The sequence below is a fragment of the Aequorivita vitellina genome (assembly GCF_022008365.1).
Lineage (GTDB): Bacteria > Bacteroidota > Bacteroidia > Flavobacteriales > Flavobacteriaceae > Aequorivita > Aequorivita vitellina.
Genome location: NZ_JAIRBA010000003.1, coordinates 26,306 through 48,829 on the forward strand (window position 1 = coordinate 26,306; position 22,524 = coordinate 48,829).

Sequence of the window (22,524 nt, forward strand, 5' to 3'; positions counted from 1 at the left end):
AGATAAATTCTTATTGTTTTCATTTTATCAATAATTATATCAAACCCGAATTATGCATTACAAAATCCAATTCAGCATAGAAATATTGTAAATACTAAAGTTTATAGGTGACTTTCTATTGCATAATTCGAGTGAAAGCTTATAACCAGCTAAACCCTAATCCTACATTAAAGATTACAGCATCTCTATGGGCGTCTCCATCTAAAAAGGCACGACCAAGGACTAATTTAGACTGTACATTAAGTGCAAAGTTTTTCTTTTTGTAAAATTCGTAACCTGTACTTGCCATAACAGCACAGCCAAAGTTCCAATCGTCATTTACATTGTCTTCAATATCATATAGTGCTGGCGAATCTATTGCTAAACCAATTCCCCCGTGAATCCACCAACGATCTTTTATCCAATATTGTACCGATGGAATAAGTGCTCCAAAATTCCTGTCACTATCCTGAAATTCATATATGTTACCTGGTAAAGAGGCGGTAATAGCAAGTCTTTCGTTTAACATATAGCCCAACTTTAGATCTGGAAAAACAAAGGTTCCTTGAGATTCGTCGAAAGTTTGCATACCTGCGCTATCTTCTATACTGATTAAACCTCCACCGACTACAAATTCGAATATGAATCCTTTTCTTTGGGTTGTGGTTTCAGAATTTGTGTTTTGTGCATAGGTTATACTTGATACTAATGTAAAGGCTACAAAAGCCATTCTTAATAAAATTTGTTTTTTGATTGTTTTCATTTTAATTGATTTCATGATTGTTCGTTTTTTGATTAATGATTTTTTTAATTGATGTTCTAATTTCCTATAAAAGCTGGACGATTATGAAATGAAATAATCGAACTGTTACTTTAGAAAGATGACTTGTTGATTTTTTATTAAATTCTGAATTTACTTTGTGATTCTTAACTAAACTGAAAAGTATCTTTATAAGACCGTATCATTCTAAGGAGGTATGACGCGTAGCTAATAGCCTTTAGTTTATATATTCATTTCCATTTCATATTGATTAACAGTATTCACTAACCCTATTGAATTGATGCAATCTATTTTTTGGTTTAATCTGGTATCAACATTTATGATTTTTATTGAGTTTGAAACTTCTTTTATTCCTTTGAATAATCGTTGCCAGCACCCAGCACTTTCTTTTAGAATCTCAAATTGTGCTATATACGCATTACAGGGGTATATAATAAAATACGATTCAACCAAATTGTCATATATTAATTGATAGTATTTGTAATTTTCTTTTTTAATGACTTCTAAATTAAAGTCCCAAGAATATAATTGTTGATTTGGCATTTTTTTCCAATCAAAAGCATTATAATCCACCTCGTTCAACTCTATTTTTTCATCTAGGTGTAATTTAATTTCGCCACTGAAACACTTAAATGTTTTACAAATATTAAATCCAATACTCTGGTACGTTTTTATGGCTTTACTATTTTCAATGATAACTTCTAACGCACATTTTATAACTCCATTTATTTTTAAATCTGGTATAGCAAAATCATAGATTGACCTAACAATTTGTTTTCCTCTATATTCTGGAAGTACACCTGTACCCGTATTAAATGCTATTTTCTCTCCGTTTCGTTTATCGATTGCATTAATAATAAACCCAACTAACTTACCACCATCAAACATGCCATAAGAAAGCGCATAATCAACTTTTGCTATTTTCCACCTCTCTTTATAGTAATTTTTGTCACTTGGAATTTTGACGTAGTAATTCTCAAAAGATTTTAAAAAGCAATCAGCGATTATATCAAATGATACATTCTCTAATTTTCTTACTATCAAAACACTATATGTTATTTGTTCTTAAATTCTAACTAACTGTATTATTCGTCTTCTTTCAACAATTCTTGTAATGTTTCCTTTGAGCCTTCACTACCTAACTCAACGGCTTTTGAATAACTTTTTATCGCATCTTTTTTTTGATTGTATTTTAAGTAAGCCTCGCCCAATGAGTCCCATAAATTACCATCTTTAGGGAATAATTTTACATTCAATTTAAACAATGCTAATGCCCAGTCAGGTTGGTCTTCTTTTTTCAATCTACTATACCCTAGTCTATTTAGAATGGCAGGATCGTTAAATTCATTTTTAAGTTCTTTATTTAAATAATTTGGTAGTTTGTCTACATTTGCAGATGGATTGGTTTTCATAAAATCATGAATCAATTCATAAATATTTCTGGATATTGGTGTAGCATTATAATTGGTATCAAAAACCATTTTACCAATTTCTCTCGCCACGTTTTCTGATTCAGGTCCTAAAAACGCATTTGTGATGTATATAACAACTACATCATCATCCACAAATCTCACAAAATCTGCAAAATACAATCCATTACTACCATTATGAGCAACTATTTTGGCGTCGTTATGACTTTTGGATATGGCCCATCCATAACCATAATGAGATGTCATTTTATCATTCTCGGCTACATAAGGTGTTTCTTGGATTTCTCTAGTTTTTGTTGTTAAAACGACATTATTTTGTAAAGCAACATGCCATTTGTATAAATCTTCAATACTGGAATGAATGTCGCCTTTACCTATACTATACCAATGGTTATTATTGTAAGGCAGGTGCTGTTGGGTTGTTCCCCAATCTCTCCACTTCTCATCATCTCTATTATAATAGTAGCCATGTGACAGTAGCTCTGTATTAAAATTGATACTTTTATATCCGGTACTTTTCATTTGAGCAGGTTCAAATAAGTATTCCTTAAGAAAAGAATTATAGGTTTGACCTGAAACCAACTCTAATATAGCAGTGAGCATAATATAGTTGGCATTGGCATATTGGTACTTTGTACCAGGTTTAGATTGTAATTCTGATTCAAAAAACTCTTTTAAAAACTGTTCTTTACTAGCTTCATCGTATCTAAAACCGCCTGTTCTATTAGAAATTCCTGAGGTATGCGTTAGCAATTGATGAATCGTTATTTCCCTTTTATCAATAGGTGCCTGAGTAAAATATGAACTTATCTTATCCGATATTTTAATTTTTTCTTGTTCTACTAATTTTAAAATAGCGGATGCCGTAAATTGCTTAGTTACTGAACCAATATTAAAAACGGTTTCAGGTGAGTTGGGAATTTTATTTTTTCCATCTGCCCATCCGTATCCTTTAGATAAAATAACTTTTCCTTTTTTAGCAACTAAAACAACACCGGAAAAGCCATTTTTTGCACTCGCATCCAAATAAGAATCAATTTTGTTGAAAAGCTTCTTGTTAGTGTTTTGAGAAAAAACGCTAAAGGTGGAAAGTGTAATAACTGTAAAAAATAGTATTTTAAATAATGGTTTCATTCTATGATTGTTTGTTGTATGTACCATATTCTAATGCCGCACCTATAGCTATCCCCAGAACAAACCATAGTCCCATATTTGAGGTTAAATAACCTACTACAGTTCCTAGTATAATTCCTATACCCAGTTTTACTCCTTTTTTATTTTTTTTAATGTTCATTTTTAATGGATTTGTATTAATTACTTTCAAAAGTATAGCGAATGACAGCATTAAAAGTTCTACTTTAAAAAACAGAACGAATTCCTTTAATCGGCAAACTGCACTCGAATTAATGAACTGTTAACCAAACTTATCAATGCTTTTACATTCATATGAAAGCTCCTGGCAGCTGTTTCAGTAAAGTTTTTGAGTTCCGTAAGTTTTTCTTCATTATAGTAAATACCATTCAAGAACAAACCATATATATCCATTGTATTATTAATGTTATGTAATGGATTTTTGTTTAATACTATTAGATCCGCTTTTTTTCCTATATCGACAGTCCCGAAGTCTTTTTCTTTATTTGAAAATCTTGCAGGTACTATGGTTGCGCTTTTCAATGCTTCTAGATTTGTTAAACCACTTTTGGTTAACTCATGTAATTCGTCATGTAAACTAAATCCTGCAAATACATAAGAATCTGTAACATCGGTTCCTGCCATAATGGACACTCCTATTTTATTTGCCATTGCCACTTGCTTCTTTGAAGCTTCAAAAAATTGCTCACTTACACTATTACCTTCGCTTTCTAGGTTCTTCTCTTTGTTATAATCTGTATCGTACTTCCACCACAATTTCTTTCTAACTTGGGTTACGTATTTTAAATTATTAGTATTCGTAAAGCTATTTTTATGCGCATTGGCTTCGAACTTTAAGGTCTGTAAGGTTGGTGTCCAATAGGCATTTTCTTGTTGCATTAAACGCATTAATTCTTTTGCTTGGACACTGTCAAACTGTTGTACAATCTTTGCTTTTGATTTTGAAAAATACGTTTCCCAATGGTTAGGATTTTTTAGGCTATCTGCCTCAGGAAAACACTCGTACATGAATATACGCCCATGTTCAAAACTCTTTTGACCCAAGTTTATAGCTTCTTCTAAGCTTAAAAACATGGGTTTATGACCTGCCAAATGCAGCCCATATTTGGGTGCCTTCTCAGCCAATGCTTCGTAGGTGTCTTTTGGTAATTGCTGATAGACTTTTATAAAATCTACTTTTTCATTCTCATAAAATTGTAACAACGAATCTACCTGTGATGGATTTTCCAGTTTGAAAAAGTTGGGAGACTCTTCAGGAATGGCTTTTTCGCCATCCATTTGGTAACTGCTCTGCAATACATATTTTGGTGAAACTCTGCTATTATTTTCAACATCTTTGTTCCATTGTAAACGTTCTTTACTACCCACCCAATAACTGTCTTTTTTATTTAATTGACCAGACATATCTCTTACGCTAGTAATCCCATTCGCAATATAGAGTGGATGATGCAACCATTCTGAATGCTGATTAGAATGTGTATGCATATCCCACAAACCAGGTATTACATATTTTCCAGCACCATCGATTATTAAGGCATCATCGGAAACGTTGATTTTAGTGGAATCAATTTTTGAAATTCTAGATTTTTCAATTAAAACATATTGATTGTAAGCAATGTTACCTGTTTCAACATCAATAATATTTACATTATTAATGATTGTTTTTTTGAAAGATTCTGGTGGGTGCAATGTGGAAGTTGGCCACAAATATGCGCCAGTAATTGTGATAATTGCTAATAGAATTATAGCAATCACAACTTTTAAAAAATATATAAACTTATTTTTCATAATTAACAACTATGCATTCTAATTAGAAATACCTCTTAGCTATATCATAAGTTTATTTGAGTTTAACTGCCGTTTGTCCATATAACATAAATGATTTAAACTCACTTGATTTTAAAAATTGTACAGATACTCCAGTGTTAGGATTAACAAAACTTATTTCTTCACCTTTCACTGGAATGAGGTTGTAGGTGTCACCGTTCGGAAATTGCAATGAAAGTTGGTTTGTATTCTCATTAAAACTTACAGAAAGATCAACCTGGTTATTCCATTTGTATTTGCCTATCAATTGCTTTAATAATGCTGAATCTAATTGATTTCGTTTGACATATGTGCGTTTAAAGTGATTCCAATTGTACAATTGTGAAGCTGATAATAATAATTCATTACCCAATGCAGCACCATTGTCTGAATTGATCAAATAAACCAATCCTTTTCCTGTATTAAGGTCTATGGTCATACCTGTTCTGTACCCAGCATTACCTCCATAATGGGTAATTGCAAAACCATTTTCTGACCTATCTACAATTAAACCATAAATGTGTCCGTCACGTTCTTGATTGAGTATCGATTGAATTTCTGACTTTGAAAAAACAGTACTTTTGCCTTGATAACCTTTGTAAATTTCAATTAAAAATTTCGCCAAATCAGTAGCATTACTCCAAAGTCCTGCTGCTGCCTGTTCTGGGTGATTTCTCCAGCCACCATCTAAAACAACTCCGTTTGATGTATATCCTTTTGCTACTTTACTTGAATCTGATGGCTGCAATGGTTGTGTGAATTGAGAGTTTTTCATTCCAATGGGTTCAAGTATCCATTGGTTCATGCTTGTAGAAAACTCTTCATTAAAAATATCCTGAAGTGCTACCTCAGCTAAAGTATATCCGCCACCTGAATAGGCTAACATCTCTTTAGGCGTTGAGATTACTTCTATTTTTGGCGAATTAACACCTTCACTAGCTTTTAAAACATCTATATCAGATGGTATGGGTAGGTCTTTAGCGTAGCCTTGATAACCACCTGAAGTAATACCAGAAGTATGGGCAAAAATGTTTCTAAAGGTTACTGGATTTTGAGCTGTTTGTTTGCCTTGTGGTAATTGGTAACTTTCTAGGTAGTTTTCAATATTTTCATCTAAATCTATTTCTCCAGCGGTATGCATTCGTAAGGCAGCAAAAAAGGTTACTGGTTTCGATAAAGATGCAGCTTGAAAAATACTAGAGCTGTTCAAGTTTTGCTCTGGGAAACTTGGATTTTGATACGTGTCGCTCCATTCTATTTTACCATCATTAATAACTGCAAGTGAGAGCGCTGGTATTTTATATTCGACCATTTTATTTGCTATAGTGCTAAAGTTTTCAGGCTCCTCCAAAAACTTCACTTTTCCAATAATCTGTTTTTCTAATTGAACTTTGCTTTTTAATGACTTATCAGAATATTCGATTAGCTCTTCGTTATACACAAAATCGTCCTGCTTTTGAGTTAGCTTAATAAAATTTTTAATTTCAGGTGCGTATAGCCAAACCTCATCTACTACCGCATTATAGCCTCGAGAATTTGTGATTCTACCATTGTAATGAATGGTGTACGCCATAAAAGTACCAGCTTCTACTGTTTCTTCTTTATAGGATAACACTTCAGCGTTCATTTGCTGTTTTCCTGTGGTACCATCTTGACTTGTCCAGTTTTCTTCATAAACCCATTTTTTACCTACTTTAAGTGGCCAATCGTACTTTGGCGTTTCACTTGTTTCTGGTTTTACAATGTGTAATACAGGAATCGTGTCTTTACTGATAGTTATATGTAACTCACCGTTAACATCTAGTATTTTTCGTGTGTCAATTCCTTGAGACCTTACTTCACCTTGGGTGGTTACCCCTTTATACTTCCACACCCATTTTTCTCCAACTTTGTAATCGGATAAGGTTGGTTGACTCGTTGTATCAGAATTTATCTGACCTTTACATACGCTAAATAATAGTAACGCAATGCATAATTTGATATAAAGTTTCATCTTAAAACATTTAAATTCATAAGTATAAGACAAAACTAGCCCATTGGCAGGTACGTTCAGTTCTATTTTTTAAATCCGAACTAATTTTCTTTGTTTAATTTGAGGAAAGAATTTGGAGTTGTGCCTTCTATTTTCTTGAAGAAAGTATTGAATACCGTCTTTGAGTTAAAACCACTATCGTAAGCCACTGCCATAATTGTTAAGCCTTTGTTTTCTTCTAAAAGCACACGTTCTTTAAATTCGTTAACTCTAAAGGTATTCACATATTCAGAGAAATTTTTTTCAAAGCCCAAGTTCAACAATTGAGAAACATAATTTGCAGGAAGTTCCAGATAAGATGCCAGGTCTTTTAAGGATAGATCAGGATTTAAATACAGTTTATAATCCACCATAATCTGGTCTAATTCCTTCCTATATTTTTCAATTTCATCAGCTTCCAGTAAGGCCTGTTTGTACTTTTTTTTCTGCCTATAGTTTACATTATCTGGAATGGCTTTTAGCATAATGCTTTTAAAGCGTTTGTTATTTTTTATGGGTTTAATTATAGGTTCAGTATTAAGCAATAAAATTAAGGGCAAATGGTTTTCAAAAGCTTGTTCTACAAAATCTAATGCTTGGTCGTGATTGCCCAGTAATACGTTTACTAAAATCAAAAAGTTGAAAGCTTTATCTATATTTTCAGATTGTAAATAGGTTTCAAGCTCTGCTATCTTTTTATTACATTTTTCAATGTCATTTATTTTTGCGTAGCACATGGCCAAACCACCCAACTGGGTTAAATCGGTTACCGGTACACCTTCTAGATTATTGTAATAATCAATGGCTTCTTGATGTTTCCCGATAAGCAGCAAGCATTCCCCTATGTACAATGGCGGAAAAGGCAACCCCTTATTTAATTCTAATGCTTTTTGCAAATAAGGTATTGCTTCGTTGTACTTTTCCTGAAGATAGAGCAAAAAGCCCTTGTAATGATGATTCATTGCAGAAAAAGGATCTAACTGCAAGGCTTTGTCTATATAGTTTTGTGCGGAATCTAATTTTCCTTCAACGGTTAAATAGTTGGAAATGGTTAAGTATATATCATCTGCTGGTTGAATTTCCAATGCTTTGTTAGCGTGGTCATACGCTTTTTCCAAATTCCAGTTTTGCCAAGATTCAATCCAAGATAAATTGAGTTGTACTCGTGGTGAATTTGGATTAAGCTCCATAGCTTTTTCAAAAAAGGGTTGTGCTTTTTGAAAAGCCTCAGAAGCTGGTAATAATCCAAGAGTACCCATATAAATATAACTTAGGTTTATATCTAAATAGGGTTGAATAAAGTTTGGTGATTTACTTGTTACTTCTTTTAAGATTTTGATACCTTTTATAGAGTTATCAAAATCCAGTTTCATTATATAGTATTTTCCTTTAAGATATTCTCTATAAATAGCTACAGGCACATCAATAGGTTCTATTAACTTATCTTCAATTTCGAGGTGACCAATATGCTCCCGTAATTTTTCAGCGATAAACAGACTAATTTCATCTTGAATTTCAAAAATGTTTTCCGGGTTTCTATCAAAGGTTTCTGACCAGAAGTGAAAGTCATCTACAGTATCAATCATTTGCACTGTAATGCGCATATTGTTTTTTGAAGTTCTTACACTGCCTTCAATAAAGGTAGCTACCTTTAATTTTTCTCTTATTTCCGCTGCTGATACTGACTTGCTTTTAAAGTAAAATGAAGATGTTCGAGAAGTAACCGAAAGCTGTTTGATTTTTGCTAAAGCGTTAATAATTTCCTCCGTTAATCCATCGCAGAAATATTCGTTTTCAATATCACTGCTCATATTAATAAACGGTAAAACTGCTATGGATTTTTGGTTAATCAATTTATTATACTTTCTAACAAATGTATAAAAGTTAAAGATAATTCTCTGGAGATTGATTCTTCTCTCCGCTTTTAATTCTTAAATAATCTGCAGCTTTTTCTTGCTACACTAGGAGGGAGTATTAATCGAAGGAGGCCAAAAACACATTTTTGCGCAAATTAAATCCGTACTTTAAATTGCAATTACGGTTTCCTATAGTTTTCATTAGATCAAATTAAACAGGCTGTTTTGGGTTGTTTGCTATTACAGCATCACATAATCTGTTGTAGGCCCAATAGCCATTCAGTTCAATTATAATTATTCCGTCATGTTTTTAATTTTAGGTTTTTCCATTTCAAATTCCGCTGTCCATTTTATTTGTTCTTCAAGATTCCATTCAAAAATAAGTCTGGTTTTAAGGAATTCAGCTATTGGCTCAAGCCCTATTTTAGCTTTTCGTTTATCAATATTTTCAGGTTTTAAAACAGGCAAAAGATTAAAACCTTTAGTTTCTAGTATTATTTCACTTGTCCACCCTAAATTTTTAAGTTTCCCGCTTCAGTTGCAATTCTATCTTCTATTCGTACTTATGCATTTTTGAAGTGTATGAACTTTCTGAGATTGTATTCATGTCTTTTTTTTCAGGTTGTTCATACATCATCTCATCAGTATATAAAGAATAACCTTGGTAGTATCCATTCTTTTCTGAATAATCTTGTAAGGCAGAAGTTATTACTATTTTATTATTAAAATTGTTTGCCGTAAAATTTCAATTTTTTTAATAAGATTCCACTTCATTTTCAGCCCAACCTTCCATTTGCATAACGGCTTCAACGGTTACAAACTCATCATCAGTAAACTCAAACTCAAGATTAGTATACGTACTGTATATATCTATAAACGCCTTTAGAAACTGAAAATACATTTTGTTGTGTTTTAAACTTGAGATTAACTACTTGTTAGCGTCATCGCTACTAAGAAAAAAATTGTATTTATTTTGAATAATTTCATGATTTTTAATTTTTAATTCTTCCATTTCTATTGTTTACAACCTCTTCAAATTATCAGTCAAATTCTCATCTGATCTGGTTCCATATGGATCAATAGAAACATAAACAGGTTTCTCTTTTACTACAATTTTAATATTTGTAAGTTCTTGAGTAATCTGATGTGATTTGTAATTTAAAATTGAATCATCATCATTAGTAACCTCGGACGGATGTTTTGAAAACACCCCTATTTTTATAGGCTCATTAATTGAAATTTTCTTTATTTCTCCAGTATCTAAGGTTTCAAAACGTTTCGCCTTTACGCTTACAGTCAACTCGTAAGTTCCATTAGGGAGTGATTTATAAGAGCCGTTTTCAATTTTTAAATCATAAGTGATTACCTTTTTAAACCAATCATCAATTAAAGTATGCTGTTCTACTGGAGTTGCACTGTAAATTTCTTGCAATAACTCTATAGAATTTGCTTCCAACGTATTTTTATCGCGATGTCTGTCAGTAATTATTTTTAATATTTTATTAACCTCTTTTTCACCAATTAAATCTCTTAGAGCCAGTAAAACGGTTAATGATTTACCATATGAAATATAGCCTTGACCATCAACTTTATACACAGGAGGTTCCTTCTCTGCTGCAAAAGATCTTCCAGAAAAATAGCGTCTTCTAGCATTATCACTTAATTCATATACGGCTCTTTTTCCGTATATTTTTTCCATGATTACAGCTTCAGTATATTTTGCTAAACCTTCGACAAATAACGAGCCACCTGCAACAGGTTTAGCTGAAAGTGTATGTCCCCAATATTGATGTGCAACTTCATGAATGGTTCTTTTGGCTACTAGATTGAATGTTTCTTCTCTACGCACATCGGCTAAATACAATCGGTCTTCTACCATACTAATCACCCCCGGATGCGCAAAGCCTGCAAAAGGCCAATTTGAAGGAACTTCTGCAATTCTTATATAGTCAAAATTATAAGGACCAAAATTTTCCTGACAATAATCTAAGGTTTGTTTGACACTGTTTTCAATGTTTTCAATATTAAAGTCATTACTTGCATCGTAATATTGCTCTATTGAAATCCCTTTATAATCTATCTTCTTAGTGGTATATTTAGCGGAAAAATAGCCGACTTCGGGTGTTATCTTTTTATTGGATTTATAATGAAAGTAGTTTCTGTTATTTTCCGACCATTCTTTTACTAAACGACCGGAACTAATAGCTATTTGATTACTTGAAGTTGAAATAATAGTTTCAAATCTTATTTTTTCATAATTAAATTCTTCGTGTAGAATATGCGCATCAGATTTATCATCTTCAATGCGTTCTGGTAAATTTCGTTTTTCACGTTCAGATTTATTAGAAATCTCTAAGGATGTTGTGTAACCTAAAAAAGGTTCAAAATTGGAAAATCGATTCAAATATGTGCCATTGTTTACGATGGAATGGTCTTCTTCATACCCTTTTATTTCTTTCTTTAATGTGTAGGTATACCTTACAGAATCGTTAGCCTGTAAGGGTTTGTTATATCGAAATAAATATACTCCATAGAAAGTGTCATGCGTAACTAACTTTGCATTTTCTACAGTGATATTCTCTAAGGGAATTCTTTCGGTGATGAAAAGTTCTGATAAAGGTTGTCCACTTTTATTTTTCGCTATATAATCAGCAGTAATAGTATACATTCTCTCTTTTGGATAGATATCAACTTTTGTCGTTTTTGAAGTTGGGATTAATCTTTCAATACTTTCATATTTCTTAAATTTCCGTTCATAGCCTTCGCTAAAATCTAATTTATCGGTCACAGTTTCATAATCAGAAACGATATTTATATTGTAATATATCAAACTTCCAAAACCGATAAATAATATTATAAGTCCGGTTATTGTTACTTTTTGAAATTTTTCCCAACTATAAAAGAGTTGTTTTAGTTTTACTGAAAAGCTAGCAACCACACCTCTGTGCCAAATTTTAAAAGATAGGGCAGTTAGTATCAAACCTAAGGCCAACCAATACATTGCTAAATGATTAAATAAATTAGAACCACCATAAAAACCATTCATATTTGAATAAGATACTCTTGGCATAAACCCTATGCTAGTTAAAGGATGTTCCAATCCTAAAGCGCTGGATTTTAAACATATGGCCGCAACCAATCCAAAGATTCCCATGCCAATATATTTGGATTTTGCAAGGCTATTAATGAATAAGGCAATCATAGCATATATAACTAGTGGCAATCCATAATGATAATATAAGGATGTATAAAGGCTGAATTCAAAGTTTGAATATCCTAAAGCAATTTGCAAGCCAATACACATTAAAATTCCAATCGTTATTAAAATAACGGGCAATAATAATATGGCAAAAAATTTAGATAAAAAGAAGACACTATTTTTTGTTTGTGTAACATCAATAATTAAATTGAAGTTTAAACTACGCTCTTTCCAAACAATTTCTGAACTATAAAAAATGATTAGGATTAAACTAAATATGGTTAGCGGGTCTACTATTAAATCTATCAATTGATTTGTAAATGGATAAAGGTTTACACCGTATTCTTCACCACTTACTACCGTTGAGAATAATTCTGAAAACACAATAACCAACCACATAATTAGTACTGCCAAAAAGGGCAAACTTTTAAATACACTTTTAAGCTCTATTTTTAATAAAGAGAAAAATGCTACTAATTGTGCCTTTAGACTCTGTGTGGCTTGCAAAGGCATATAATCTGTTAATTTTGTATTTCCATTTTTCACTTTGGATTCTTTTTTCACTTTTTTTGTGATTTTTCTAAAAGAGAATGTTCTATACGTCACAAATAAAATTGCCATGGAAATCAATACCCAAATGAGTCTATTCCATAAAAACAAACCTGAAAGGGATAGTAGCTGTGTGTTTTTTTGAAATGGCGTCCAGAATTGAGTTTGTTCAAAGAATGCTGCAATTCCAAATGGATCGGCAATAGCGGCAATAGCCATACTTTCTGGAGATGCTGGAACCGCTTGCGCCATTAATGGGGAATTTAAAAAGAGTGAGCTTACAAAATATAGCATATAAACAAATACTGCGCTTACATAGGTTGAAGTGCTATTTTTTGTTAATGTACTAACCGAAAATACAATGGCAGAACAGAAAAATATATTAGGCAAAACAATATATAACCATGGTTGTAAATAGGTTAGAAAATGGAAGTTACCTATACGTTCTGGATCTAAATTAGAATAATAATTTCCAAATATATAGCCTAAAATAAAAGGTGTAAATGCCAATACGCTAAACACAAATGTTCCTAAAAAACGACTCCAGAAGTAATGCTGTTTTTTTATTGAAGAACTATATACTATACTCTCCATATTTTGTTGTTTGTCTCTAAGTATAGCACTAATAGCGAAAAACATAATAATAAAAATACTTCCTAAACTAAAAAGGCCTGTATGAAAATAAACTTGATATACAGAAGTAAAATCAACACCTGCCGGAGCAAATCCTTGCCTTCCTACAAACACACCTAGTGCCAAAAACAAAATCGAAAATATTGGAAATGCACGCTGTTTCAGTTGATAGAAAATTTCGAAATCTAATAATTGCTTAAACATAACTTAGGAGGTTTTCGATTGATTAATAAAAAGTGTAGTAAAATAAAAATCTTCCAAGTTGGGTGTAATTAACCTGAAACCCTCTTCCGGTTTTGCATCAGATAATACTCTAATTTGAGTTTCTCCAGCAACTAATTTTGTTGAAATAACATCAAATGCCTTTTTATAGGCTTCGATATCTTTTTTAGGGATAATTTTAGTCCAAATTTTGCCTTCAATACTGGTTACTAGTTCTGTTGGATTTCCTTCTGAAATAATTTCCCCATCGGAAAGTATGGCCATTTTCGGGCATAGGTTTCTTACATCTTCTACAATATGTGTAGATAAGATGACGATGACGTTCTGCCCTATCTCACTTAGTAAATTCAGAAAACGGTTGCTTTCTTCTGGGTCTAAACCAGCAGTGGGTTCATCTACAATAATTATTTGTGGATTTCCCAATAACGCTTGTGCAATACCAAAACGCTGTCGCATTCCGCCAGAAAAAGTATAAACAGATTTTTTTCTATGCTGGTAAAGGTTCACTTGTTGTAGTAATGCTGTTACCTGCGCTTTGCGTTTCTTTTTATTTAGTATTCCTTTTAAAACAGCTAAATGATCCAGTAATTTTTCCGCAGAAATTTTAGGGTAAACACCAAATTCTTGTGGCAAGTAACCTATGTGTTTTCTAATATCATCAGGTTTTTGAACGATATCTGAATCATTGAATAAAATACTGCCAGAAGTGGGTTCTTGCAAAGACGCAATGGTTCTCATTAAAGAAGATTTTCCTGCACCATTGGCACCTAACAAACCAAACATTCCGTTTGTTATTTCTAAATTGATTCCATTTAACGCCTTTACGCCATTAGAATACGTTTTTGTAAGATTATTGATTTGTAAGGTATTCATGAATTCGTTTTTTAGATTGATGAGTTTAACAGAACTAATTTTTGTTTGTAGCGTCTTTTAGCATTCCAGATAGTGCTAGTGGTTGTGGTGAATCTGTTTGTGATTCGAATGTTGTTTAAAGTGCTCATAATTTTGTTTTTAATATTAATTTGAAACAAACATAAAGCGAAGAAAAGGGGCTTTATAATCAATATGATATATGGTGCTTTTATTAACTTATATGTGTTGAAAAGAAGCATCAATCGTGTTCGTCCTGAAAATGGCTGGGTTCATGCTAATAATTACAGTGCCTGTCAACTTTCTTGTTTAGCCAGCATATCATACTTACTTTTGAGGTATGATTAAGCTATTAAAGAAATACAGAGCCTTTTTAATTGGATTCATTATTATGATACCACTATTCTATGTATTGGATTATTTTGGCTTTATTCTTCTTCCTAAAGAAAAATCATTTGAAATTTTTATTTATGCCATTATTTGGGGTTTCATAATGGCTTTGCCATTTTATTATTTTAAAAAGAACAAGCGAATTGTAATTAGAGTACTTGGTATATCCTTATTGCTTGTTACGGCATTGATTATCGATTCTTATATGAAGTTGCCAGATAACCCCATTACATTTATACTTATAATGGCATTTTGGATTGGAATCGTTTATGTATTATCTCCTACATTTATCAAAAAGTATTGGAAGTTAATAGTCATTATTTACGGACCACTGCTCTTGTATTTTATTTATTTAAGGTTGTTTTCTGGTGATTTACAAGCCTATTTAAAAATTAAAGAAGATTTTCCTTTCTATATATTCTTTTTGCCAATTCCAATCCTATTTCTTATTTGGGTCTTTGAACAATGGAAATGGTTGCAAAATTTGAAAGCTGAAAAATCAAATGCTGAATTATCATTATTGAGAGCACAAATAAATCCACATTTTTTCTTCAATACTTTGAATAACTTGTATGCCTTAACCGTTAAAAACTCCAAGCAGGCTCCAGAGGTAATTTTGAAATTATCCGATATGATGCGTTATACAATTTATGAAGGTGAAAAGGAAACAGTTCAACTTGCAGATGAAATAGCATATTTGAACAACTATATAGAATTACACAAAATTCGATATAAAAAGTCTGTCGAGATTAGCTTTGATTATGCCTCGATAGATACTCACTTAACAATTGTACCTTTAATGTACATTATCCTATTGGAAAATGCTTTCAAACACGGTGTTGAAACACTTGCCGAAAAAGCCTTTATTCATATCAAACTATATGATGACAATGACTTCATCTATTTTACAATTGAGAATAATTTTGATTCTAATGAAGTTAATGAAACATTAGGAATTGGATTGAAAAATTTAAAGAGAAGACTCTCTTTATTATATAAAAACCAACATGAATTACTTGTTAATACATCAAACAACTGTTACAAAACGACCTTAAAAATTTCGAAACATGCTTAATTATATCATTATTGATGACGAACCATTAGCACACGAAATTATAGAGGAATTCTGCAATTTGCTGCCGCACTTACAATTGAAGAAAAACTGTTATAATGCCATGGAAGCAATGCAGTTTTTAAATGAAAATAGTGTGGACTTTATGTTTTTAGATATCAACATGCCAAAATTAAAGGGATTAGATTTTTTAAGGACACTAACAAATCCGCCAAAAACTATTATTACAACAGCATATAAGGAATATGCTTTAGAAGGTTATGAATTAAATGTCATCGATTACTTATTAAAACCCTTTAGCTTTGATCGTTTGGTGAAAGCAGTGAATAAAGTTTCAGAAAGTTACGAAACAAAGGCAAATATCAAAGAAGTAAGTATTGAAGATTCCACCAGACGGTTTTTTATTAAGGGAGATAAGAAACATCACCAAATTGATTTGGATGATTTATTATATATAGAAGCATATGGAAATTATACGAAGTTATTTTTAAATGATGAAATGATTGTAAGTCACGAAAAAATCTCTAATTACGGATCAATTTTACCAGAAGAAAAATTTATAAGGGTTCATAAATCGTTTATTATAGCGGTAGATAAAATAAAATTCATAGAAGGGAATCGTATTCTTATAAATACGCATAAAATTCCTATAGGTCAAACCTATAAAAGCCAAGTAAATAAACTTTTGAATTCATAGTCAAAATATGTGCTGCTTTGTTGTCTTGAGTTGCCCACAATTTGAAAAAACACGAAGCTAAATGACAGACATCATTCATTTTGTTTGGGTCTGTAAATTAAAGTCTACCTTGGTGCAGTCTATAGTTTTGTCGGCCCCCAAGGCTTTCACCATTGCACTGTTTGCAGCGCTACAAACAGCAGTAACGATCGCCTCTTGGTTTTTGGCCAATTGTATAGCCATTGTACCTAGGGCGCCAGATGCTCCGTAGATAAGTACATTTTGACTGGGCTGGATGTTTGCTATTTTGATAAAATGCAAGGCCGCCGTGGCCCCAAAGGGAATAGCCGCGGCCTCTTGGTAACCCATGTTGTCGGGCTTTAAAGCGAGTACGGCATCCTCAGAAACCGAAACTTATTGGGCATGGGATCCAAAGTTCATTCCGGCGGAGCCGAAAACCTTATCGCCCACCTTAAACTTTGTGACCGATTTTCCCACGGCCTCGACTTCCCCGGAAACAACTACCCCCAAAACAGGTTTTCGCGGTTTCTTAAATCCAAAAATTAAACGAATTAAAAAGGGGTCGGCCCGCCTTATTAGGGCATCGCCGGAAGTGACGGAAGTGGCGTGATTTTTAATCAATATTTCATTTTCTTTTGGGGTAGGTTTTTCGGTTTCAACCAGTTTAAGAAATTCAACCCCACCGTATTTGGTACGTTCAACTGCTTTCATTTTTTTGATTATTTTGGTTAGTATTTCAATCTGTTTCGGAACTAAAGCCACTTTCGTTCGGCTCTAATTGCATGTGTTTCAGGTTTCGCCATTTCCAGCTTTTTCGCAATCCCTTTTTTGTCTGTTTTTTTAAAGATTAAAAATGCAATGATGAATAGGGGCAGGGTCAAGATTATGGGCGCCAGGGATACCGGGCCGCTTACCTCTTCCTGCACGGTTTTTAGGCCTGGCAAAAAAGCAATTGAAAATGAAAAATTGATAAGTCCGTGGGTGATTGCAAGTGGGTTTAACCTGTTGGTTTTTAACACCATAACCCCAAAAAAGAAACCGATGAAGGTGGCAAAGACCACTTGTATCAATACCTGTCCAACATTGTCGTTTCTGGTCAAGTTCAAAAGGTGAAAAAGTCCAAACAAAATCGATGAAAGAAGGATACTGATCAAGATCCCGTTTTTCCGCAACCCATATTTATTTAGGAAGAGCGATTGCAGCAATCCCCGAAACAGATACTCTTCGGCAAAGCCTACAATAAGGCACCCGATGAGCAATAGCATCAAATTGAAAGGAGCTATGGCCGATAAGTCTTTACCCAAAAGCCCGAGCAGTGCAATTGCGATTAAATACCCCGGAATTAAATTTAAGTATCCAAATCGCCAAGGGAATGGTCTTGATAGCCCCGCAAGGGACTGAAGCTTTAGTGATTTTATTAAGCTGTAAGCGATGGGAAAAATCAAACCCATTTTGAAGGTAAGGCTTAAGTACTCCAGCTTAAAATCATCATTAGGGATTTTGCCGAATAAAGCCTCTACGGGCATAACCATAATGAATGCCGTAACGGCAAGAACCGCTATGGTTATTACGAATGGGGATTGATTTTTAAGGTTGGATGTCATTTTTTAACTGTTAAGGTTGTGTTGTTAATTAAATTATCTTCGATGGCATATTCATTTTGCCACTTCGGTTTTGTTTTGGCTTACCACCCAAAGGCGACAATCTGATTGCTTTCATTGAATTGTAGATCAAAACAGGGGGTCAATTCAACAATTTTTCCATCTTTTGATTCAAGTATAATATCGTAGCTTAAATCTCCATACTCCAAAACGTGTTTTAATTTGTAGCCTGAAAATTCATGTTGCATATCCTTAACCCACATTTTGAACCTTCGTTCTCTTTCTTTGTTGGCGACATGTTCGTTGATGAAATCATCAATGTTCCCATCATCAGTCAAAATCAATTCGACAAATTGATGTATGATTTCAAGTTGCTTGTTTGTAACAGCGGTACTGCCGTGTTTTACACTTTTCATTTTGGGCACCACCGGGGTATAGTCTACTTTAAAAAGTAATTGCTCTATTTCCCAGGCCACAATTTGGGTATCGTACCTTAATTCATTGGTCATATAGATGATCACGGTGTTCTCTTCCGGAAGTTGAAGGAAATCGGCATAAAAAACACTATTTGAACCGTTGTGTGCTATAATTTTCGTGTTTCTGTCGCTGTCCATTATCGTCCACCCATAGGCATAATAAGAATCTCCTGATTCATGTTCTTTTAGGTGGGGAAAAGTGAGTTGCTCAAAGGATTTTTTGGAGATGATTTTATTTTCCTTCAATGCTTTATACCATTTATATAAATCGGAAGGATTGGAAAGTATTCCGCCATTTCCCTTTAAATGCCACGAGATTTGATTTGAATCTGCCTGCCATTTTAAGAGGTGGGTGCCCCAATCTTCCCCGCATTTATAACCGTGGGCAATTTGAGTTGTATCCCATTTGGGGAAAAGATATCCCGTATGTTGCATCCCTGCTTTTTGAAAAAGATTTTCCTGCAAATAGGTTTCGTAATCCGTTTGCGTAACCTTTTCAATGATCATCGCCAAAATACTGTAACCCACGTTGGAATAACTAAATTGTTCTCCCGGTTCAAAATCCAATGGGGAATTGTAAACTTGATTTAAAAACTCCGCCTTCGAAATGAAAACGAAATCCACTCCATACCCCAGATTTCCTACGATTCCTGAAGAATGTGTAAGTAATTGATGGATGGTAATGTTTTGTTTGTCCTTCGGAATGTTGTCGAAGAATTTGGAAATAGAATCGGTTACCGATAATCTGCCTTCTTCCTGTAATTTTAGAATAGCGGTTGCCGTAAACTGCTTTGTCAATGAACCTATTGTAAATATAGTTTCCTTTGTTACAGGAAGATTTTCGTTTTTGTTTCTCAATCCAACGCCACCATTATAGAGAATTTCCCCGTTTTGGGCGACCAAGATACTTGCGGACAGTCCGTTTTTATTACATTCGTCAAGGTAAGACTGGAGTCTGTTTTCTACAGTGTTCTCTGAATGTTTCAAGTGGGACGCATCTTTACCGGAAATCCCGAGCGTAATAATTATTGCAATAAATAAAATAATATTTTTCATTTTCAGGTTTGTGTTTGCTTTAAATGGCAATCGCCATTTTCAAATTCATATAGTTTCCTATCGTGAAACCAACTTTTTGGTAGTCTAACAGCAAGGCCAGCAAGTAGCCACGTTGTTATTTTTGGATTTTTTTAATCATTTCAATTGCATTGGTATTGTTTGGATTCAATTGCAGCGATTTTTTATAATTGACCAATGCCAGCTCATTGTTTCCATTGAGAAAATATGCTTCGCCCATACTGTCGTATGCATTGGCCGAGTTTGGAAACTCTATGATATTCAATTTGAACGTTTTAACAGCATCTTCGATTTTATTTTTCTCAATTAATTTATACCCCAATTTATTCAATTCGTTCTCGTTTGAAAAATTATAGGTGTTGGGATGGTTCTTTTTTAAACTTTTATAAAGCGCAATACCTTCATCTATATTGTTGAAGCATTTTTGACTTATGGTTAGATAAATAGATTTTTGGGGAATTGAAAACGTGTTCCCATTTAAGATATTTTCAATTGATTCAGCAATTTCACGCAGTTTGAAATTTTTATTATTGGTCATTAAAATGATGGATATACCCTCAGTTGCATTATAATGTATAAAAGATTCGTAATTAAAAGAAGAGCCTTGATGTTCGTGCAACAGTAATTTTTTATTTTCAAAGACACCTTTTCCTAAAGCGGCCTCGCTGTTTTTAGAATAAGAATCAAATAATTGTAGTAATGATTTTTCAGAAATTATCTTCCCTGAGTGCAGGCTGCTTAACCAATGGTACATATCATTTGCAGTAGGATATACCCAGCCCGAGAATTCAATATCCATAGGCTTATCATTGACCAAATCGTTGTTAAATGCAGCTACCAATTGCGGATTGTTTGGAGTTGCGTCCAAAACGGCGCCTGTCATATTACTGGGGGTAAGAATGTTTTTTTGAATAAAATCGTTAAAACCCATTCCAGAAACTTTTTCCACGATCCTTCTTTGAAGAAAAACATTGTTATTGCTATAGAGATAAGCCGTTCCGGGTTCGAAATTCAAATGGTCAATCTGCTTTAAATCTGCATATATATCTTGATCATTTTTAACGTGGTTCCAATTTATTTTTGGCAAACCGCTGGTATATCTTAATAAATCCTTGATAGAGACCTTTGCAGACCATTCGGGTAACGGCAACCCAAATTTTGAAATTTTATCATCTAGGTTTAGCAATCCCCGCTCCTTTAAGATCATTAAAGCCACGGCGTTGAATTCTTTTCCTATTGATCCAATATTGAATATCATATTTTGGTTTAGCGCTTTTGCTTTTGAAGCATCTGAATATCCAAATTCATTTTGATATATTATTTTGTGGTTTTTGGCAACCAGGATATTGCCATTGAAAATGCCGCGGTCATAGGATACCCTCATTAAAGAATCTATCAAAGTTTGCTTGATTACACGATCTTTATTGGTTGCTGTTAAATCACTTGATATAGTGTTAATATTGTTTTTGCAACCCATAAACACGGTTGCTACTATGACTAAAAGTTGGAGTATTGATTTCATTTTGTTTACTGTTTAATATTAGATAATTTGGTGTTAAAGATGATATGACTTTTTTGAATGTTGCAGCTGGCAAAATGGCCACAAAATTTCATAATTATTGCACCCACATCGTCCGTCATTGCGTTTCATTTTGTTTAGCTGTTTTATTCCATATTGTTTTTATACCAGTCGAGCGTTATCCTTAATGCGGTGTCCAAGGTTGTTTCCTTCATTTCCGGATAGCTGTTTTTTAGAGGATCGTCAACCAGCAGTATACTGTTTTCAAATTGATAAAAGTTTTCCTTCAATTCCCTTACTTCGGGGTCAAACAAGGCAATCATATTGAGCAGAAATTTGGGTGCTACTTTCACCTTCTTTGGGTTTCCTTGAATGGCACTGATCTTTTCGCCTAAACTTTTTATGCTACTGAAGGTAATTCCGCTGTAATTGATCAAAAAGAAATTGGGCAAATCGGTTTCAAGGGTCAACCGGTGGAAATATTTTGAAACATTGGGCGTAAAGGCGAATTGATGCGGAATGGCATCGTTTATCAGCCACTTTATGGGTCTGTTGTGGATTGCTTCCTTAAAAATTGGTTTTATTAAGGCATTGGTAACATTGGGTCCGAAAAAATCAGGGAGACGGATTATTATTACCTTACAATCGTTGCGCTCGGCTGCTTTTTTTAAATGATTTACCAAGCTCAACCTGAGTTTCCCTTTTTTTGTACTAGGTTGCGGAAGGGTACTTTCGGTTATAGGATTATCAACATTTCCAAAGGCATAATTATTTTCGGGAAATAATATTGTTGCTTTGTTCAGCTTTGCCGCGATGATTACATTCGAAATAATAGGCTCCATTTGCGTTTCCCATAGTTGATACGGGACATTGATGCCGAGAAATATAAATTCCTTGTTTGCCGAAATTTCTTTTAAGTGGCCAAGGTTATTTACATCTCCTACTATTACTTCCAATAGGGGGTTGTCATTAAACAGCTTTATTGCTTTTTCTTTATCCCTTACAAGAATTGTTGTTTGAATGTTATGGGACAGCAATTCCGCGGTATATGAAAAACCAATGCCTCCGGTTGCTCCCAATACCAAATGTTTTGTGTCCTTCATTTTTTATTTGAATTCATTATTGCTCTACTCAAGCATATCATTAGTATTGAATAATTAAAAAGTGTGTAACCGATTTAAAGTGATTGCCAATCTATTTAGAAGTA

The 22,524-nt window shown here is 33.4% G+C and carries 19 protein-coding genes; 2 read left to right on the top strand and 17 right to left on the bottom strand.

The window, feature by feature from the left end; translation table 11 throughout:
- Positions 1-139: 139 nt before the first annotated feature.
- The 11 genes from K8089_RS02075 to K8089_RS02125 form a co-directional block, all read right to left on the bottom strand.
- Complete coding sequence (locus tag K8089_RS02075) at positions 140-742, bottom strand: hypothetical protein (protein ID WP_237601613.1); 603 nt, start codon at positions 740-742, stop codon at positions 140-142.
- A 240-nt stretch (positions 743-982) separates the two neighbouring features.
- Positions 983-1,804, bottom strand: a complete 822-nt coding sequence (locus K8089_RS02080) for a GNAT family N-acetyltransferase (RefSeq protein ID WP_237601614.1) — start codon at positions 1,802-1,804, stop codon at positions 983-985.
- Positions 1,805-1,845: 41 nt separating this feature from the next.
- Positions 1,846-3,324, bottom strand: coding sequence for a serine hydrolase domain-containing protein (locus K8089_RS02085; RefSeq protein WP_237601615.1), 1,479 nt, complete (start codon positions 3,322-3,324; stop codon positions 1,846-1,848).
- Between the two features lies 1 nt (position 3,325).
- A complete protein-coding gene (locus tag K8089_RS02090) occupies positions 3,326-3,484 on the bottom strand; it encodes a hypothetical protein (RefSeq protein WP_237601616.1) in 159 nt (52 codons plus the stop codon).
- An 86-nt stretch (positions 3,485-3,570) separates the two neighbouring features.
- Complete coding sequence (locus K8089_RS02095; RefSeq protein ID WP_237601617.1) at positions 3,571-5,130, bottom strand: amidohydrolase family protein; 1,560 nt, start codon at positions 5,128-5,130, stop codon at positions 3,571-3,573.
- A gap of 52 nt (positions 5,131-5,182) precedes the next feature.
- Positions 5,183-7,141, bottom strand: a complete 1,959-nt coding sequence (locus tag K8089_RS02100; RefSeq protein WP_237601618.1) for a serine hydrolase domain-containing protein — start codon at positions 7,139-7,141, stop codon at positions 5,183-5,185.
- A gap of 80 nt (positions 7,142-7,221) precedes the next feature.
- Positions 7,222-9,012, bottom strand: a complete 1,791-nt coding sequence (locus K8089_RS02105) for a tetratricopeptide repeat protein (RefSeq protein ID WP_237601619.1) — start codon at positions 9,010-9,012, stop codon at positions 7,222-7,224.
- Positions 9,013-9,309: 297 nt separating this feature from the next.
- The gene (locus K8089_RS02110; RefSeq protein ID WP_237601620.1) at positions 9,310-9,483 is read right to left on the bottom strand and encodes a hypothetical protein; all 174 of its coding nucleotides are present in this window, start codon (positions 9,481-9,483) and stop codon (positions 9,310-9,312) included.
- A gap of 286 nt (positions 9,484-9,769) precedes the next feature.
- Complete coding sequence (locus K8089_RS02115) at positions 9,770-9,916, bottom strand: hypothetical protein (RefSeq protein ID WP_237601621.1); 147 nt, start codon at positions 9,914-9,916, stop codon at positions 9,770-9,772.
- Between the two features lie 120 nt (positions 9,917-10,036).
- Entirely contained in the window at positions 10,037-13,600 is a 3,564-nt protein-coding gene (locus tag K8089_RS02120) for an ABC transporter permease/M1 family aminopeptidase (RefSeq protein WP_237601622.1), read from the bottom strand.
- Between the two features lie 3 nt (positions 13,601-13,603).
- On the bottom strand, positions 13,604-14,491 hold the full coding sequence (locus K8089_RS02125; RefSeq protein ID WP_237601623.1) for an ABC transporter ATP-binding protein: 888 nt from the start codon (positions 14,489-14,491) through the stop codon (positions 13,604-13,606).
- 337 nt (positions 14,492-14,828) lie between these two features.
- On the opposite strand from K8089_RS02125, the gene K8089_RS02130 reads away from it, so the two are divergent.
- Together K8089_RS02130 and K8089_RS02135 are read left to right on the top strand one after the other, a co-directional pair.
- On the top strand, positions 14,829-15,953 hold the full coding sequence (locus K8089_RS02130) for a sensor histidine kinase (RefSeq protein WP_237601624.1): 1,125 nt from the start codon (positions 14,829-14,831) through the stop codon (positions 15,951-15,953).
- A complete protein-coding gene (locus K8089_RS02135; protein ID WP_237601625.1) occupies positions 15,946-16,647 on the top strand; it encodes a LytR/AlgR family response regulator transcription factor in 702 nt (233 codons plus the stop codon). The genes K8089_RS02130 and K8089_RS02135 overlap by 8 nt, the downstream gene beginning before the upstream one ends.
- A gap of 75 nt (positions 16,648-16,722) precedes the next feature.
- Here K8089_RS02135 and K8089_RS02140 read toward each other — a convergent pair whose 3' ends face one another.
- The 6 genes from K8089_RS02140 to K8089_RS02165 form a co-directional block, all read right to left on the bottom strand.
- A complete protein-coding gene (locus K8089_RS02140; protein WP_237601626.1) occupies positions 16,723-16,995 on the bottom strand; it encodes an MDR/zinc-dependent alcohol dehydrogenase-like family protein in 273 nt (90 codons plus the stop codon).
- Between the two features lie 45 nt (positions 16,996-17,040).
- The gene (locus K8089_RS02145; protein WP_237601627.1) at positions 17,041-17,358 is read right to left on the bottom strand and encodes an alcohol dehydrogenase catalytic domain-containing protein; all 318 of its coding nucleotides are present in this window, start codon (positions 17,356-17,358) and stop codon (positions 17,041-17,043) included.
- A gap of 41 nt (positions 17,359-17,399) precedes the next feature.
- Positions 17,400-18,251 (bottom strand): CPBP family intramembrane glutamic endopeptidase, encoded by an 852-nt coding sequence (locus K8089_RS02150; RefSeq protein WP_237601628.1) that lies wholly within the window; start codon positions 18,249-18,251, stop codon positions 17,400-17,402.
- 80 nt (positions 18,252-18,331) lie between these two features.
- On the bottom strand, positions 18,332-19,780 hold the full coding sequence (locus K8089_RS02155; RefSeq protein ID WP_237601629.1) for a serine hydrolase domain-containing protein: 1,449 nt from the start codon (positions 19,778-19,780) through the stop codon (positions 18,332-18,334).
- A gap of 115 nt (positions 19,781-19,895) precedes the next feature.
- Positions 19,896-21,320 (bottom strand): serine hydrolase, encoded by a 1,425-nt coding sequence (locus tag K8089_RS02160; RefSeq protein ID WP_237601630.1) that lies wholly within the window; start codon positions 21,318-21,320, stop codon positions 19,896-19,898.
- 143 nt (positions 21,321-21,463) lie between these two features.
- Positions 21,464-22,420: an NAD(P)H-binding protein gene (locus K8089_RS02165; protein ID WP_237601631.1), complete on the bottom strand. Its 957-nt coding sequence runs from the start codon at positions 22,418-22,420 to the stop codon at positions 21,464-21,466.
- Between the last annotated feature and the right edge of the window lie 104 nt (positions 22,421-22,524).